Below are 16,455 nucleotides of genomic sequence, written 5' to 3'. Positions count from 1 at the left end.
CGCGTATTATCGCAGATTTAGTGGTCGAGGTATATATGGTCGATAGCTCTTGATAACTGTCGATAACTCGCGATATCAGTAGATAGCTATCGAGTGCTCCATTCATAACTGCTTAAGGTTTATAATAAGTGATGAAGCAACAAAGTTTAGCCTTAAATGGGCTCCTCGGCTCTGAAACTAAAGCAGAACCTGAAACTGAATCACTGCTATTAAAAGGCAGGCGGTCAGCCCCTCAGGTAACTTGGGTTAAAGGCTATCTAGCACCAGCCCAGCAGATGGCACTACTCAGAGAGGTTCAAGGCTATCCATTTGAGTCTCCCGAAATCCAAGTCTATGGAAAACGACATCGTATACCCAGATCTCAAGTTTGGTTCGCAGATGCAGGCTGCGATACCAGGTATTCAGGCTTGCTGGTCAAGGCGCTTTACTGGCCTAAATATGCCGACAGACTAAGGCAGAAGCTCAAACGGGATTTTAACTTACAGTCTAACGGTGTGCTTGTTAATCGCTACGCCGATGGCAAGGAGTCCATGGGTTGGCACTGCGATGATGAGCCAGAATTTTTAGCTGGCAGTGATATCGCTTCAATCACACTGGGTGCGACCCGAGACTTTATTTTCAGAGACAAGGTCACTCATGAGAAGCAAACCTTTGCGCTGCAATCAGGTGATCTCTTGATCATGCATTGGCCGATGCAAGACAGGTGGGAGCATGCTTTACCTAAGAGAATGAAGGTCGAGGAAACTAGGATTAATTATACTTTTAGACAAGTAACGCCTCATTATTTTGATTAACATTATTCGTCTCGGGTTTTATAGGGGGGTCAGTGCCCTTTTTAAAGGCTAGGGGAGTATTGCAATCATTGATCTTTTTTGGCTTAGGTATTAATCTGCCGCCATCGCATTTTGCTTGTTTGAGAATATTCCTATGTCAGTAGAGCAACTCATTACCGAAAAACTCACCGCGGCCCTGTCGCCTAGTCACCTGGAAGTGATCAACGAGAGTAACAATCACCACGTGCCTCCGAATTCAGAGACACATTTTAAGGTCATTATCACCAGTGAAGCTTTCGAGGGTAAACGCCTACTCGGCAGACATAGATCTGTGAATGAGGCGCTAGCCGATGAGTTTGCTAATGGCTTACATGCCTTATCTATGCATACTTTCACTCCAGAAGAGTGGCTTGTGGAATCAAATGTACCTGATTCTCCAAACTGTAGAGGCTAGCAGTTAAGCAAACTACAGAGCTAGATCTCTAGTTTTGGATAGAAGTATCCTGGCTAAGGCTAAGCACGCATGAATGAATAGGGAGAAGCTCTCCCTATGTTATTTTTAGCTTGAGTCACCCATCTTACTCTACTGTCTACTGTCTACTGTCTACTGTCTACTGTCTACTGTCTACTGTCTACTGCCTACTGCCTTAGGCCTTACAGCCAGATACCTACCGCCCACTCCTATAGTCTCAAAGCCCTCAAAACCTATGGTTCCAGCCTTAATCAGCAGCCTTTATCTCTGCACAAGCTTTTGTTTATCTATCTCGACAAGTATGTTATCAATATGTTGCCCGTGTTTTTTAGTGTTGAGATGGTATAAATCCATTAAGCATTAGAGAGGGAGTCTATCAAGCATTTTATATATGCCTGTAGCCGAAGGCTCTATTGGGTGACTGATGAGCACTTGGCTTAACAAAGATATCAATTTCATATAAGTTCTAAAAGAGCTTATATGGCTTAGATATTCGTTTTGATTTAGGATTTCTTAGTAATGCGCACAGTATTACTTAACTGAATTATATATGTTTTTCCATACTATTTAGACTCGTCCTAGTGTCATTATCTTATGCTAGAATGAAAAAAAGAGGCGAAATATTTAAGCGGTTCAGCCTTATCCATGCCCTACAAATTTGGAGAGTAGAGATGCCATTATTAGATAGCTTTACCGTCGATCATACTCGCATGCATGCCCCAGCCGTTCGTGTGGCGAAAACCATGAAGACGCCTAGCGGTGACTGCATCACAGTATTCGATTTGCGTTTCTGTGTGCCGAATAAAGACATCTTAAGTGAGCGGGGTATACATACCTTAGAGCACCTTTACGCCGGTTTTATGCGTGATCACCTCAATGGCGATTCAGTTGAAATCATAGATATTTCTCCCATGGGCTGTCGCACTGGTTTCTATATGAGCCTGATAGGAACGCCTACCGAGGCGGACGTGGCCGAGGCTTGGCTAGCGGCTATGAATGATGTGTTAAAAGTGGCGAAGCAATCGGAAATCCCTGAACTCAATGAATTTCAATGTGGCACTTATGATATGCACTCTCTTGATCAGGCCAAGAGTATTGCTCGTATGATTATCGCCTCGGGGATCAGTGTGAATAAGAACGATGAACTGAAACTCAGTGACGACATCCTCAAAGGCTTGTAATACCAACTCAGATAAAAAAGCGGCTTAGCCGCTTTTTTTTGGGCTTAAATTCGACTCATGGCAATTAGCCATCTATCTTCTGAGATGAAACTTGTGATGTGAGGTCGAGCACAAATTTGATCAAATGAATAAATATCGTCCCTTTAGCTCCTAAGAAGCTGGAACAATATTTAATAAGCTTTGTTTGATATTTTAAAAACGCCGATACACTTGCCTGATAAGGGGATCATTTGAATTGGCCATTGTGTGATAGAAATAAATTAAAAAATTGTGAGTCCTAGCCGAATTTAAAAATTCACAATCCTTTTAAAACACCCACATTTTTCATGGCGATACAGTGATAATTACTGTAAAATGCGCGCGAACAGTGTGATTACGGTCTCATTTTCGTGATAAATCTGCGCTGGCTCATCGAGGTGAGCCTTGTTTAAAAACCTGTCGAATTAAACAGGAACGCGGCGCATTATCTTTCCTTCATAACGTAGTGCTTGTGGATATGATTACAATAAAGAAAGGATTGGACCTGCCTATAGCAGGCGGACCAGAGCAAGTTGTCCATGATGGCCCAGCCATTAAACGTGTAGCTACTTTGGGTGAAGAGTATATTGGCTTACGCCCCACGATGAAAATCAAAGTGGGTGATAAAGTTAAGAAAGGCCAGGTTATCTTTGAAGATAAGAAGAACCTTGGTGTTAAATATACTGCTTTAGCCTGTGGCACAATTTCAGAAATTAACCGGGGCGCACAACGTGTTCTGCAGTCAGTCGTCATAGATATCGAAGGAGATGATAGTGTCTCTTTTGCTAAATATGCTGCAGCAGAATTAGAGTCGTTGGATTCGCAACTAGTTCGAGACAACCTTATTGAATCAGGGTTGTGGACGGCTTTGCGAACTCGCCCTTTCAGTAAGGCCCCTGCAGTAGATTCTACCGCTGCTGGCATCTTTGTTACCGCGATGGATACTCAACCTCTTGCTGCCGACCCTGAAGTGGTTATCGGTGCGCATAAAGCTGATTTTGAAAATGGACTTAAGGTCCTGTCAAGATTGACTAAAGGTAAGGTATTTTTGTGTAAGGCGCCTGGAGCCGATATTCCAGCTGCTAATGCTCAAGTCGAAGAATTTGCAGGTAAACATCCTGCGGGTCTCGTCGGTACACATATACATTTCCTACTCTCCGCATCGGTTAACAGAACGGTTTGGCATGTGGGTTACCAAGATGTCATTGCCATTGGTCAGCTATTTATTACCGGTGAGTTAAACACTCAACGTGTGGTAGCCATTGCTGGTCCTAAGGCGAGTAAGCCAAGACTTGTTCGTACTCAACTAGGTGCTTCTTCTGCAGAATTGACTGCAAATGAAACCTTAGACGGTGACGTTCGTGTTGTTTCAGGCTCAGTTTTGAGCGGACGAACAGCCACTGGACCTCATGCTTATTTGGGACGTTTCCATCAGCAGTTATCACTGCTTGAAGAAGGCAGAGAACAGGAATTTATTGGTTGGGCTATGCCTGGCAGTAATAAGTTCTCTATCACTCGTACTTTCTTAGGTCATCTATCACCTTCACGTCTGTTTAACATGACGACGAGTACTGGTGGGTCGGATCGAGCTATGGTGCCAATCGGTAACTATGAGCGAGTGATGCCTCTGGATATTCTTCCTACTATGTTATTGCGCGACTTAGTGTCACGCGATACTGACGGTGCCGTTACCTTAGGTGCCTTGGAATTAGACGAAGAAGATTTGGCATTATGTACTGTCGTATGTCCGGGTAAGTATGATTATGCTACTTACTTACGTGACTGTTTAGATACGATCGTGAGGGAAGGCTAATGGGTTTGAAAGAGTTTTTTAAGGGTATCGAACCTCAGTTTGAGAAGGGCGGTAAATACGAAAAATTTTACGCCGTTTTCGAAGCTGCATATACGGTTTTTTATACCCCAGGTCATGTGAACAAGGGCGCAACCCATGTTCGCGATAATTTAGACCTGAAACGTATGATGATCTTGGTGTGGGCATGTACATTCCCAGCCATGTTCGTTGGTATGTATAACGTAGGTTTGCAAGCTCAAGACGCGATAGCTGCCGGTTTTTCTACACCAGATGTTTGGCAGGTTAGCCTGTTCGGTATGTTTGGTACTGAACTTAATGAGAGTTCGGGAATCGCGGCCCTTTTGTGGTACGGCGCCTGTTTCTTCCTGCCTATCTATGCGGTGACATTCGCCGTTGGTGGTATCTGGGAAGTCTTGTTTGCGTCGGTACGCGGCCATGAAGTTAACGAAGGTTTCTTTGTTACTTCGGTGCTGTTTGCGCTGACCCTACCCGCTACGATTCCTTTGTGGATGGTTGCCTTAGGTATCACCTTCGGTGTGGTCGTTGCCAAAGAGATCTTCGGTGGTACGGGACGTAACTTCCTCAACCCTGCACTGGCTGGTCGTGCTTTCCTATTCTTCGCTTATCCGCTAAGCATGTCTGGTGACACCTCTTGGGTTGCAGCAGACGGTTACTCTGGTGCTACGGCACTGAGTCAAGCGGCTCAAGGCACACTAGAATACGGATTCAACCAGAATTGGTGGGATGCTTTCCTAGGTTTCATTCCTGGTTCTGTCGGTGAAGTTTCTACCCTTGCTCTCTTGTTGGGTGGCGCGGTTATTATCTACGCTCGTATTGCATCATGGCGCATCGTTGCCGGTGTGATGGCGGGTATGATTGCCGTCTCTTACCTGTTGAACTTCATTGGTAGTGACACTAACCCAATGTTTGCTATGCCTTGGTACTGGCATCTAGTGCTAGGTGGTTTCGCCTTCGGTATGATGTTTATGGCGACCGATCCTGTATCGGCTTCGTTCACTAACTCGGCAAAATGGGCTTACGGGATCTTGATTGGTGCTATGGCGGTGTTTATTCGCGTCATTAACCCAGCGTTCCCAGAAGGTATGATGTTGGCTATCTTATTCGCCAACTTGTTTGCCCCACTGTTCGATCACTTTGTGGTTCAGGCAAACATCAAGCGGAGGATTGCACGTGGCTAGTAACAAAGATTCTTTTGGTAGAACCCTCTTTGTCGTTGTCGGTTTATGCTTTGTCTGCTCTATTTTTGTATCGACAGCTGCCGTCATGCTAAGGCCTATTCAGATAGAGAATAAACTGCTGGATAAGCAGAAATATATTCTTGAAGCTGCAGGCATTATTGATACTAAGTCTGCGTCTGTTTCTAAGCAAGACGTACAGCTTAAGTACAAGAAGTTTGTTGTGGCTAAGCTTGTCGACCTTAAGAGCGGTGATTGGGTAGAAGGTGATGCAGATAGCTTCGATGCTGATAAAGCATCTCGCGATCCAGCTAATGCCTTTATTCCTAAGCATGATATCGCCTCGGTTAACCGTGTAGCTAATACTGCGGTTGTCTATGTGGTTAACGACGAGCAAGGTCAGCCTAAGACGCTTATCTTGCCAATCAAGGGCTATGGCCTTTGGTCTACCATGTATGCTTTCCTGGCGATTGACCCTGACATGAATACGATTCAGAGTTTGGTTTATTACTCATTCACAGGTTCGGGTGAAACTCCGGGTCTGGGTGGTGAAGTTCAGAACCCTATCTGGATGGCTAAATGGCATGGTAAGAAGCTTTATGATGAACAAGGTAATTTAGCGATTAAGGTCACTAAAAACCCAGTCATAGCGGCTTCTGTCCACGGTGTAGATGCACTATCTGGTGCTACATTGACCAGTAATGGTGTGCAACACTCTCTGGATTTCTGGTTGGGTGAGGAAGGATTTGCTCACTTCATCGAGAAAGTCCGTAAAGGAGGGCTGAGCTAATGGCTAACGCTAAAGAACTAAAGCAGGTCCTGTCTGGACCGATAGTAGCGAATAACCCTATTGCCCTGCAGATCTTGGGTGTGTGTAGTGCATTAGCAGTAACCAGTAAGCTGGAAACTGCATTGGTAATGACTATCGCACTGACTGCTGTAACGGCTTTTTCTAACCTGTTCATCTCAATGCTACGTAATCACATTCCTAGTAGTGTACGTATTATTGTGCAGATGACTATCATTGCCTCATTGGTAATCGTGGTCGATCAGGTGTTGCAGGCTTATGCATATGATGTGTCAAAGCAACTGTCGGTATTCGTTGGTCTTATCATTACTAACTGTATTGTGATGGGCCGTGCCGAAGCTTATGCGATGAAGACACCGCCTATGATGAGTTTCATGGACGGTATCGGTAACGGTTTAGGTTATGGTGTGATCTTATTGGGTGTTGGCTTTGTACGCGAACTATTTGGTAATGGTTCACTATTTGGCATCGAGATCTTAGCTAAGGTTTCTGATGGTGGTTGGTATCAGCCTAACGGTCTGTTATTACTCCCGCCGAGTGCATTCTTCCTGATCGCCGCAATGATCTGGATCATTCGCATTTATAAGCCTGATCAAGTAGAAGCAAAAGGGTAAGCGCGATGGAACATTATATAAGTCTATTAATACGTTCTATTTTTATTGAGAACATGGCGCTGTCCTTCTTCTTGGGAATGTGTACTTTCCTGGCTGTATCGAAGAAGGTGACGACTGCGATGGGACTGGGTGTGGCGGTTATTGTGGTACTGGCAATTTCAGTACCTGCTAACCAGATCATCTATCAGGGACTGCTGGCACCGGGTGCTTTGGATTGGGCCGGTGCGCCGGATGCCGATCTGAGCTTCCTAAAGTTCATCACCTTTATTGGTGTGATCGCGGCTCTGGTACAGATCCTAGAGATGGTGTTGGATAAGTTCTTCCCGCCGCTATATAACGCTCTGGGCATCTTCCTGCCACTTATCACAGTTAACTGTGCAATTTTTGGTGCGGTATCTTTCATGGTCGAACGTGACTATGACCTTACCGAGAGTTTTGTGTTTGGTGTCGGTTCAGGCATTGGTTGGGCATTGGCTATCGTTTTATTAGCCGGTATCCGTGAGAAGATGAAATATTCAGATGTGCCGGATGGACTGCGTGGCTTAGGTATTACCTTTGTTACTGCTGGTTTGATGGCCCTTGGATTTATGTCGTTTTCTGGTGTGTCCCTATAACAGGGGCCCATTGGCTTCTTAATTTAGACCTTTAAGGATAAGTTAATGGATTTTCAGATTTATCTCGGTGTGGGAATGTTTACCCTCATTGTCTTGGCTTTGGTATTAATTATTTTATTTGCCAAATCTAAGCTGGTGAACAGTGGTGACGTAACCATTAGTATCAACAATGATCCGGAGAAGGGCATTAAATTGCCTGCTGGCGGCAAGCTGCTTGGCGCTTTGGCCGAGAGTGGCATCTTCGTATCCAGCGCCTGTGGTGGCGGTGGTACATGTGGTCAGTGTCGTGTGATCATTAAATCTGGTGGCGGCGATATTCTGCCAACAGAGAAGGACCATATCAGCAAAGGTGAGGCTCGTGAGGGCTGTCGTTTATCTTGTCAGGTAAACGTTAAAACCGATATGGACATCGAACTCGATGAAGAGATCTTCGGTGTGAAGAAGTGGGAGTGTACGGTTATCTCTAACGATAACAAGGCCACTTTCATTAAAGAGCTTAAGCTTCAAATACCTGGTGGCGATTCGGTTCCGTTCCGAGCCGGTGGTTATATTCAGATTGAAGCCCCTATACACCATATTAAATATGCAGATTTTGATATTCCTGCACAATACCGTGGTGACTGGGAGCACTTTGGCTTCTTCAAGCTAGAGTCTCAAGTAGAAGATGAAACAATCCGTGCATACTCTATGGCGAACTATCCTGAAGAGGCTGGTATCATCATGTTGAACGTGCGTATTGCAACACCTCCGCCACGTAATCTAACTCTGCCTTGCGGTAAGATGTCTTCGTACATCTTCAGCTTGAAAGAGGGTGATAAGGTGACCATCTCTGGTCCGTTTGGTGAGTTCTTCGCTAAAGAAACTGACAACGAGATGATTTTCGTTGGTGGTGGTGCAGGTATGGCGCCTATGCGTTCTCATATCTTCGATCAGCTTAAGCGTCTTAAGACAGATCGTAAGATCAGCTTCTGGTATGGCGCGCGCTCTAAGCGTGAAATGTTCTATGTCGAAGACTTCGATGGCCTAGCGTCTGATAACGAAAACTTCGATTGGCATGTTGCGCTATCAGATCCTCAAGCTGAGGATAACTGGGAGGGCAAGACTGGCTTCATTCATAATGTACTTTATGAAAGCTACTTGCGTGACCATGATGCGCCAGAAGATTGTGAGTTCTACATGTGTGGCCCTCCAATGATGAACGCGGCCGTTATCGGTATGCTGAAAGATCTTGGTGTCGAAGATGAAAACATCCTTCTGGATGACTTCGGTGGCTAATCATTAATACCGATTGGTATTAAACGCTTGAATCTTGAGATACTTGTTATTCGAGTTTGAAGTAGAAAGTGAGGAGTTTCTCCTCACTTTCTTTAATCAAGCATCGAATAGATCAGAAGTTTTCATAGTGATAAGGATTTAGGTCAAAATGAACAAGACCTTAGTAAACAGGTTAGCCCTCCTATGGCTAGCCTTTTTTGTTTCTGGGTGCAGCCAACCTGCACAAATTATTTCACTCTCCGGCAACACCATGGGCACGACATATCACATTAAAGTGGTACCCAATGAGCATCTTCCGGAAGTTAACCTACTTCAAGCTGAAATTGATCTCGCTCTAGAGAAGGTCAATGATCAGATGTCTACTTATCGTCCTAAGTCTGAGCTGTCATTGTTTAATTCAATGAATCATGAAGAGACGATTAAGATTTCCATGGACACAGCTGGTGTCATTGCCGAGGGAATACACCTCTATGATGTGACTGACGGCGCACTAGATATCACCTTAGGTCCTCTAGTTAATCTATGGGGTTTTGGACCCGATAAGCGACCGACTAGCATTCCATCTGAAGAAGTGATCGCTGCCGCTAAGGCAAAAACAGGCATGCAATATCTTCATCTGGACGGCATAAAGTTAACTAAGACTAATCCAGACTTATATGTGGATCTATCATCTATCGCTAAGGGCTATGGCGTCGATGTGGTAGCAGCACTACTGGATAAATATCATGTTAGCGGTTATCTGGTTGAAGTCGGTGGTGAGCTCAGTGTTTTTGGTAATAAGATGGATGACAAGCCTTGGCGGGTTGCTATCGAGCAGCCTGAAATTGGTGAGCGTGACGTACAGCAGGTGATTGAACCTGGTGATATGGCGATTGCGACTTCCGGTGATTATCGTAATTACTATGAAGAAGAGGGACGACAGTTCTCTCACATCATAGACCCTAGAAGTGGCTACCCAATCCAGCATAGGTTAGCTTCTGTGACTGTACTGCATAAGCAGTCTATGGTGGCCGATGGCTACGCGACGGCCATGATGGTATTAGGCACACAGAAGTCTCTAGCCTTGGCTAAGAAAGAAAACTTAGCCATCATGCTAATAGAGAAACAAGATAGTGGTTTTAAAGTATTTTACAGTGATGCTTTCAAGCCGTATGTGAGTTTATAGATAAATTCGAGCATTTTCTTGGTTTCTTGCATTAGCCTGTTAGCCGAGTAATCACCTTAACGAATATGTGTGTTTAGGTGGTATAATTCGCTCAGGTCACACTTGGAGTATTTGATGAGTACATTTATCGCAACATTTGTTGTTTTACTGCTGTTCTTTGTTTTGATGTCTATTGGCTATCTCGTTAAGCGTACTGCTGTTGCGGGAAGTTGTGGTGGCTTAGGCTCCTTAGGCATAGATAAGGCATGCGATTGCGATGACCCTTGTGACAATCGTAAAGCAAAAATGGCTGCCGAAGATGAGAGGCGTGACAAGCTCGCCAAAGACCGTATCATCTAGCTAAACTTAGTGCTTAAACGATAAAAGGTATCTCGATCTCGAGATGCCTTTTTTTATTCCTGTCTGTCATTGGCCCAAGCTGTTCTCCCTATACTTGCATCACTTTTATTTTCTGTGTCGAGATGAGCTAGAGCTGAGCTAGAGCTGAGCTAGGGGGCACAGGGGCTTGATGGTTCGATTTAGCCTGATAAGAATACCTTGCTTGTGCAAAATGCTTTACAACATATAAGAAACACTTTTCACTATTTCGTCACTGTTAGGTCTTCACTCTCGGCGCAGTTCTGCTAGATTGATGGGTTAATAATAAAAATAAATGAAAGGTCTCCCATGAAGCAGCTAAAAAGCTCCCTCAGTCTCCAGCTTGTCTTTGCTATTGTCGGCGCATTGGCTATTTTACTCGCCATCATTTCTGTCTTCCTCGTAAACGGCGAAAGTGACAGAACCCGCCAACAGATCGATGCAGATCTCTCCGTTTTGGTGCAAGTTAAATCCAACGAAGTGACCCGTTACTTTGTCGAGAAGGCCAAAGTGATCGACTCTGTTTTTGCTTCACCTCAAGTATTGGATTGGTTCAGTCAGTACAAGAGGCGACTCAGCAACTTAGATCGCGACGGCGAGTATCAAAGTGTTATCCAATACTTTAAGCATTTCTCCAATACTGACAGTGATATCAAGTCGGTATTCTTTGGTTCTGCCAATACCTTCGAGTATTTCGATCTCAATGGTCGATACAATGATGGGGGACTACTACACCAATAAACGTCCCTGGTGGCAGGAAGGCATAAATAAAAATGGCATGTATGTGACCGACCCTGCGGTGGATGCCAACGATGGTTCTATCTCGGCGACAGTTAAGTCTGTGATAAAAAATGCCAATGGTGAGTTTATCGGTATCGGTGGCATGGACATACTGATCGATACCATAGGCACAGAGCTGTTAGCCAAGATGAAGTACCAAGGTCAAGGTCAGGCATTCTTGATGACTCAAAGTGGTCAACTGGTGTACTTCCCCGGCTTCACTCAGCAGTTTCAACCTGGTTCCTTGATGAGTAAGGTCGATACTTATTTCAAGGATAGCCAAGGTTTCGGGCAACTGAGTCGCCTGATGAATTCAAAGGAGCAAGGTATTGCCGAAGTGACCTTCAAAGGCGTACAGCAAAGAGTCAGTTATGTCAGTGTAGGTGGTGATTACCCCCAGCAAAAATGGCATCTTGCCTTTATGTTGCCTAATGATGTCATTGAGGAGCCAGTCAATGAGGCTATGGTCAACGCAAGCTTGCTTGCCGTAGTCATCATGCTCTTAGTGGGCGCAACGGTTTGGATGATGCTGTTACCCTTTAGGCGTCAGATAAATCGTTTACTCGAAGCCATGGAAGATATTGCCCTAGGTGATAGCGATCTCTCTAAGCGTATCAATATGGACAGAGAGGATGAGCTGGGAAAACTAGGTGATGCTTTTAACCGCTTCGCGGCTAAGGTGCAGGGAATGCTAGAGCAGACCCGTGAACTGACTCAGAAGGTCAATTCAGGGGTAAGTGGGGCGGTTAACATATGTGATGAGGCATTGCATTCGGTTTCAAAGCAGAAGCAAGAGATATCCAGCGTGGCTACAGCGGCCACAGAGATGGCCCATACCTCTCAGGAGATGGCCAATAGTGCCCAGCTAGCCAGTGAGTTTGCCGACAAAGCTCAGCAGGAGTCCCGTGAGGGGATGAAAATTGTGGCCAAGGCTACTCAAGGTATGCAGTCACTTTCCTCTCAGGTCATCGAGGCCGCTAAGGTGGTCCGTCACCTGAGAACCAGCTCGGAGCAGATTGGTGAGGTGCTAAGTGTGATCCGTGGCATCGCAGAGCAGACTAACCTGTTAGCCCTTAATGCCGCCATCGAAGCTGCTCGTGCCGGTGAGCAGGGCAGAGGTTTTGCTGTCGTGGCTGATGAAGTGAGAACCTTAGCTTCGCGGACGCAAGACTCCACCGCCAATATTCAGGAGATCATCCAGACTCTACAACAAAATGCACTTCAGGCTGAGCAAGTCATGGAGGAGGGGGTAGAGCAGGCTAATGTGGGTCAGGAGCTGACCATTAAAGTCGAAGAGGCGCTAACTGGCATCACCAGTGCCATCTCGGCGATTCAGCAGCAGACGGTTGAGATCACCTCAGCCATCAGTCAGCAGGCAGTGGTTGCCGAAGAGGTGGCCTGCAATGTGGAGAATGTTCGAGGTCTGTCCGATGATTCATTAGCATCCAGTGAAGCTCTGTCGGCGAGTCTCAGCGAGTTCAAACATGTGACAGATGACCTATCGAAGAATATCCAGCAGTTTAAGATCTAGTCGTAACCTGGGGAGTGACTCAGGTTTACATGCTAACTTAAGTACTAATTGAAGTACTAATTCAAGTGCTAATTCAAGTGCTAATTCAAGTGCTAATTTAAGCGATAGTTCAGGTACTAATAATCTCAATGCCAGTCTTATATTGACTGGCATTTTTGTTCACTGCTTTATTTTTATGAGGTGTTATTTTAATTGTTCAGTCAGGTGTTCAATCAATATACGTACCTTAGGTGACAGGTGCCTGTTTTGTGGATAAACGGCCCAGATCCCATCATCGAAGGGTCTATGCTGCTCGAGTATTGACACGAGTTCACCACTCTCTAGGTAAGGTAAGACATAATAATCGGGTAGATGAGTGATCCCTATGGCTTTCACCGCGGCATCGACCAGAGCCCTGCCGCTGTTACAGTTGAGATTCCCCCTGACTCTGATATTGACTGCTTTCCCCTTGTCCTGAAAACGCCAGTAATCTAACGTACCCAATAGGCAGTTATGTTGCTCCAGTTCAGATAAGGAGTGGGGGATCCCATAGGTAGAGAGATAACTGGGAGCTGCGCAGACATAATGAGTTCGCTTGCCAAGACGTTTTGCCATCATGGTGGAATCTTCTAGTTGACCCAGGCGGATAGCCAGATCATAGCCTTCATCTATAAGGTCTACTCTCAGGTTAGTTAAGTTAAGCTGTACCTCCAACTCTGGATACTTGGTAATAAAATCATTAATTAAGGGGGCTAATGTTCTCTCCCCATAAGTGACCGGAGCGGTGATTTTCAAGCGTCCCCTCGGTGTGCTCTGTAGGTTAGTGATGGCTCTTTCTGCCTCCTCCAGCCCATCGAGCACTTGCCTGCAATGTTGAAAGTAGACCTGTCCTGCTTCCGTTACCGAGACCTTACGTGTGGTGCGGTGGAAGAGTTTTGTGGCTAAGCGGGTCTCCAGAGCACTGACTTGTCGACTAACCTGAGCCGTGGATATTCCCAGTCGCTTAGCGGCTTGAGTAAAGCTTTCAGTTTCCGCGACGGCGACAAATTCACTGATACCTTCCCAGTTAAACATTATTACCTCCAGGTAAAAGTCATTTTACAATTTGCTAGATTATCATTATTTGAGTAGGGAATATAATACACCTAATTCGCGAGTACAGGTTTTCATTTTACTGGAATTGGCAACTTATCTCATCGAACGGCTCGACATAACAAGTTTATAAGTTACAGCAAAATCAGGAGGGATTTTTCATGGCTGGTGGTTGGTCAAGAGATGGTGCGGTGCAAGAGCAAATTGACATCAGTGTGGATGATGCCGTTGCCCAAGCCAGAAAAAAATTAACTACAGGTTCTGCTCTGACTCATTGTGAAGAGTGCGAAACAGAAATTCCACAGGCCCGTCGGGATGCAGTAGCTGGAGTTCGCCTGTGTATTACTTGTCAGGTAGAGCTAGATAGCCAACAGGCTAAACAGCTTGGTTATAACCGACGGGGTAGTAAAGACAGTCAATTACGATGATTGTTACTGTGCGGTAAAAGTAAATTACCCATAAGTAGGATTATCAATTCGTATATTGGCGGATATACTTATCCCATATTAAAATCAGCATGATGTGAGGAGTTAGGTTCAGTCTCTATCTCTGGAGTCATTCTATTATTTACCCTATTTTTTTGGAGCTAAAATGACAGCACAAACAATCAAATCAAAAGCCGCCGTAGCTTGGGCTGCAGGTCAACCTCTATCTATGGAAATCGTCGATGTTATGCCACCACAGAAAGGTGAAGTGCGCATCAAGATGGTTGCCACTGGCGTATGTCATACCGACGCATTTACACTTTCGGGTGATGATCCAGAGGGGATTTTCCCTTGTATTCTAGGCCATGAAGGTGGCGGTATCGTCGAGTCTATCGGTGAAGGCGTGACCAGTGTTCAGGTTGGCGATCATGTTATTCCTCTTTATACCCCTGAGTGTGGCGAGTGTAAGTTCTGTAAATCAGGCAAGACTAACTTGTGTCAGAAGATCCGTGAGACTCAAGGTAAAGGCTTGATGCCAGATGGCACCACACGTTTCTCTATAGATGGTAAAGATATCTTCCATTACATGGGCACATCTACTTTCTCTGAGTATACCGTTCTGCCTGAGATCTCTCTGGCCAAGGTTAACCCTGAAGCGCCACTAGAAGAAGTGTGCTTGTTGGGCTGTGGTGTAACAACCGGTATGGGCGCAGTGATGAATACGGCTAAGGTCGAAGAAGGCGCAACTGTCGCTATTTTCGGTATGGGCGGTATTGGTCTGTCTGCTGTTATCGGTGCGACTATGGCAAAAGCTGGCCGTATCATAGTTATCGATATCAACGAGAGTAAATTTGCTCTAGCTCGTAAACTGGGTGCTACCGATTTCATCAACCCTAAAGATTATGATAAGCCTATTCAGGATGTCATCGTAGAGCTTACAGATGGCGGCGTCGACTACTCCTTCGAGTGTATCGGCAACGTCAATGTTATGCGCTCGGCACTAGAGTGTTGTCATAAAGGTTGGGGCGAGTCAGTGGTTATCGGTGTAGCCGGTGCCGGGCAGGAGATCTCAACTCGTCCGTTCCAGCTTGTGACTGGTCGTGTGTGGAAAGGTTCTGCGTTCGGTGGTGTTAAAGGTCGCACTGAGTTACCTGACTATGTCGAGCGTTATATGGCTGGTGAATTTAACTTAAGTGACTTTATCACTCATACCATGAGTCTTGAACAGGTCAATGAAGCGTTCGAGCTTATGCATGAAGGTAAGAGTATTCGTACAGTCATTCATTTCGACAAATAATATTTCGATAAGTAGTCACTTTGACAAAATAGTCATTTGGATAAATGCTCTCGAAGCGGATAATCCCGCTTCAACCTTAGATTAATCAATAGTCCTATCGCTGCAATATTCCCGTGAACAAGCTGGTCACTGGGATATTGAAGCGGTAATAAGGATAAATAATGACAGTAGAAAATCTCAGTAGTAATAAAAGCTTTGGTGGCTGGAATAAGCAATATAGTCACCAGTCCAAGAGCTTAAATTGTGCGATGCGCTTCGCTATTTACCTGCCGCCTCAGGCGTCAAATGGTCAGAAAGTACCGGTTCTTTATTGGTTATCTGGTTTGACTTGTAGTGATGAAAACTTCATGCATAAAGCGGGCGCCCAGCGCATTGCTGCTGAGCTTGGTATCGCCATAGTTGCACCGGATACTAGCCCCCGTGGCAGTGACGTTGCCGACGATGAGGGTTACGACTTAGGTCAAGGTGCTGGTTTCTATGTTAATGCCACTCAGGCTCCTTGGAATAAGCATTTCCAGATGTATGACTACATAGTCCATGAGCTACCCGCCTTGGTCGAGTCAATGTTCCCGGTGACAGACAAGCGTTCTATTGCTGGCCATTCAATGGGTGGACATGGCGCCTTAGTCATCGCCCTGAGAAACAGTGCAGCTTACCAGTCTGTTTCGGCATTTAGCCCAATCAGTAATCCAATAAACTGCCCTTGGGGTAAGAAAGCCTTTACTGCTTACTTAGGCAGAGACACGGCAGCTTGGTCCGATTACGATGCCAGTACTCTAATGCGTAATGCCTCTGAGAAAAATGGTCAGTCATTTGTGCCTGCTCTAGTCAGCCAAGGGGAAGCGGATAACTTCTTATCTGAACAGCTAAAACCTGAAGTCTTAGCTGCGGCGGCCAAGAACAGTGGTTATCCTTTAGTGCTAGAAAGCCATGAAGGTTACGATCATAGTTACTTCTTTATATCCAGCTTCATAGAGCAACACCTGAAGTTTCATGCTGAACACTTAAGTGACTGATAAGTTGGAAGACTCTTGATTTGAGAGCTTGCTTGATTTAAGAAAACAG

At 45.3% G+C, this 16,455-nt stretch carries 15 protein-coding genes and 1 pseudogene; 15 read left to right on the top strand and 1 reads right to left on the bottom strand.

Annotated features, from left to right (window positions below; genetic code table 11):
* Positions 1-131: 131 nt before the first annotated feature.
* The 12 genes and pseudogenes from SVI_RS15770 (at position 132) to SVI_RS15715 (ending at position 12,597) form a co-directional block, all read left to right on the top strand.
* Positions 132-794 carry an alpha-ketoglutarate-dependent dioxygenase AlkB family protein gene (locus SVI_RS15770; protein ID WP_013052609.1) on the top strand — a complete coding sequence of 221 codons (663 nt, stop codon included), beginning with the start codon at positions 132-134 and terminating at the stop codon, positions 792-794.
* A 133-nt stretch (positions 795-927) separates the two neighbouring features.
* Positions 928-1,227 carry a BolA family protein gene (locus tag SVI_RS15765; protein WP_013052608.1) on the top strand — a complete coding sequence of 100 codons (300 nt, stop codon included), beginning with the start codon at positions 928-930 and terminating at the stop codon, positions 1,225-1,227.
* A gap of 689 nt (positions 1,228-1,916) precedes the next feature.
* The gene (luxS, locus tag SVI_RS15760) at positions 1,917-2,426 is read left to right on the top strand and encodes an S-ribosylhomocysteine lyase (protein ID WP_013052607.1); all 510 of its coding nucleotides are present in this window, start codon (positions 1,917-1,919) and stop codon (positions 2,424-2,426) included.
* A gap of 496 nt (positions 2,427-2,922) precedes the next feature.
* Positions 2,923-4,257 carry a Na(+)-translocating NADH-quinone reductase subunit A gene (locus SVI_RS15755; protein ID WP_013052606.1) on the top strand — a complete coding sequence of 445 codons (1,335 nt, stop codon included), beginning with the start codon at positions 2,923-2,925 and terminating at the stop codon, positions 4,255-4,257.
* Positions 4,257-5,456, top strand: a complete 1,200-nt coding sequence (locus SVI_RS15750) for an NADH:ubiquinone reductase (Na(+)-transporting) subunit B (protein ID WP_013052605.1) — start codon at positions 4,257-4,259, stop codon at positions 5,454-5,456. Before SVI_RS15755 ends, SVI_RS15750 begins: the two co-directional genes overlap by 1 nt.
* Entirely contained in the window at positions 5,449-6,243 is a 795-nt protein-coding gene (locus tag SVI_RS15745) for a Na(+)-translocating NADH-quinone reductase subunit C (RefSeq protein WP_013052604.1), read from the top strand. The genes SVI_RS15750 and SVI_RS15745 overlap by 8 nt, the downstream gene beginning before the upstream one ends.
* A complete protein-coding gene (locus SVI_RS15740; RefSeq protein WP_013052603.1) occupies positions 6,243-6,875 on the top strand; it encodes an NADH:ubiquinone reductase (Na(+)-transporting) subunit D in 633 nt (210 codons plus the stop codon). Before SVI_RS15745 ends, SVI_RS15740 begins: the two co-directional genes overlap by 1 nt.
* A 5-nt stretch (positions 6,876-6,880) precedes the next feature.
* Entirely contained in the window at positions 6,881-7,489 is a 609-nt protein-coding gene (gene nqrE, locus SVI_RS15735) for an NADH:ubiquinone reductase (Na(+)-transporting) subunit E (protein ID WP_013052602.1), read from the top strand.
* A 45-nt stretch (positions 7,490-7,534) separates the two neighbouring features.
* Complete coding sequence (gene nqrF / locus SVI_RS15730; protein ID WP_013052601.1) at positions 7,535-8,764, top strand: NADH:ubiquinone reductase (Na(+)-transporting) subunit F; 1,230 nt, start codon at positions 7,535-7,537, stop codon at positions 8,762-8,764.
* 148 nt (positions 8,765-8,912) lie between these two features.
* Entirely contained in the window at positions 8,913-9,929 is a 1,017-nt protein-coding gene (locus tag SVI_RS15725; RefSeq protein ID WP_013052600.1) for an FAD:protein FMN transferase, read from the top strand.
* Between the two features lie 114 nt (positions 9,930-10,043).
* Positions 10,044-10,268 carry a (Na+)-NQR maturation NqrM gene (gene nqrM, locus SVI_RS15720; protein WP_013052599.1) on the top strand — a complete coding sequence of 75 codons (225 nt, stop codon included), beginning with the start codon at positions 10,044-10,046 and terminating at the stop codon, positions 10,266-10,268.
* Positions 10,269-10,595: 327 nt separating this feature from the next.
* Positions 10,596-12,597: pseudogene (locus SVI_RS15715) on the top strand (methyl-accepting chemotaxis protein).
* 183 nt (positions 12,598-12,780) lie between these two features.
* Here the strand turns inward: SVI_RS15715 and SVI_RS15710 are convergent.
* A complete protein-coding gene (locus SVI_RS15710) occupies positions 12,781-13,650 on the bottom strand; it encodes a LysR substrate-binding domain-containing protein (RefSeq protein ID WP_013052596.1) in 870 nt (289 codons plus the stop codon).
* Between the two features lie 179 nt (positions 13,651-13,829).
* Here SVI_RS15710 and SVI_RS15705 point away from each other — a divergent pair, with 179 nt between their 5' ends.
* The 3 genes from SVI_RS15705 (at position 13,830) to fghA (ending at position 16,406) form a co-directional block, all read left to right on the top strand.
* On the top strand, positions 13,830-14,096 hold the full coding sequence (locus SVI_RS15705) for a DksA/TraR family C4-type zinc finger protein (RefSeq protein ID WP_013052595.1): 267 nt from the start codon (positions 13,830-13,832) through the stop codon (positions 14,094-14,096).
* A 163-nt stretch (positions 14,097-14,259) separates the two neighbouring features.
* On the top strand, positions 14,260-15,390 hold the full coding sequence (locus SVI_RS15700; protein ID WP_013052594.1) for an S-(hydroxymethyl)glutathione dehydrogenase/class III alcohol dehydrogenase: 1,131 nt from the start codon (positions 14,260-14,262) through the stop codon (positions 15,388-15,390).
* A 161-nt stretch (positions 15,391-15,551) separates the two neighbouring features.
* Positions 15,552-16,406 (top strand): S-formylglutathione hydrolase, encoded by an 855-nt coding sequence (gene fghA, locus SVI_RS15695; RefSeq protein ID WP_013052593.1) that lies wholly within the window; start codon positions 15,552-15,554, stop codon positions 16,404-16,406.
* The last annotated feature ends 49 nt before the right edge of the window (positions 16,407-16,455 follow it).

The sequence above is a fragment of the Shewanella violacea DSS12 genome (genome assembly GCF_000091325.1).
Taxonomy (GTDB): Bacteria; Pseudomonadota; Gammaproteobacteria; order Enterobacterales; family Shewanellaceae; genus Shewanella; species Shewanella violacea.
This window is presented reverse-complemented; position numbering and strand designations above follow the sequence as displayed.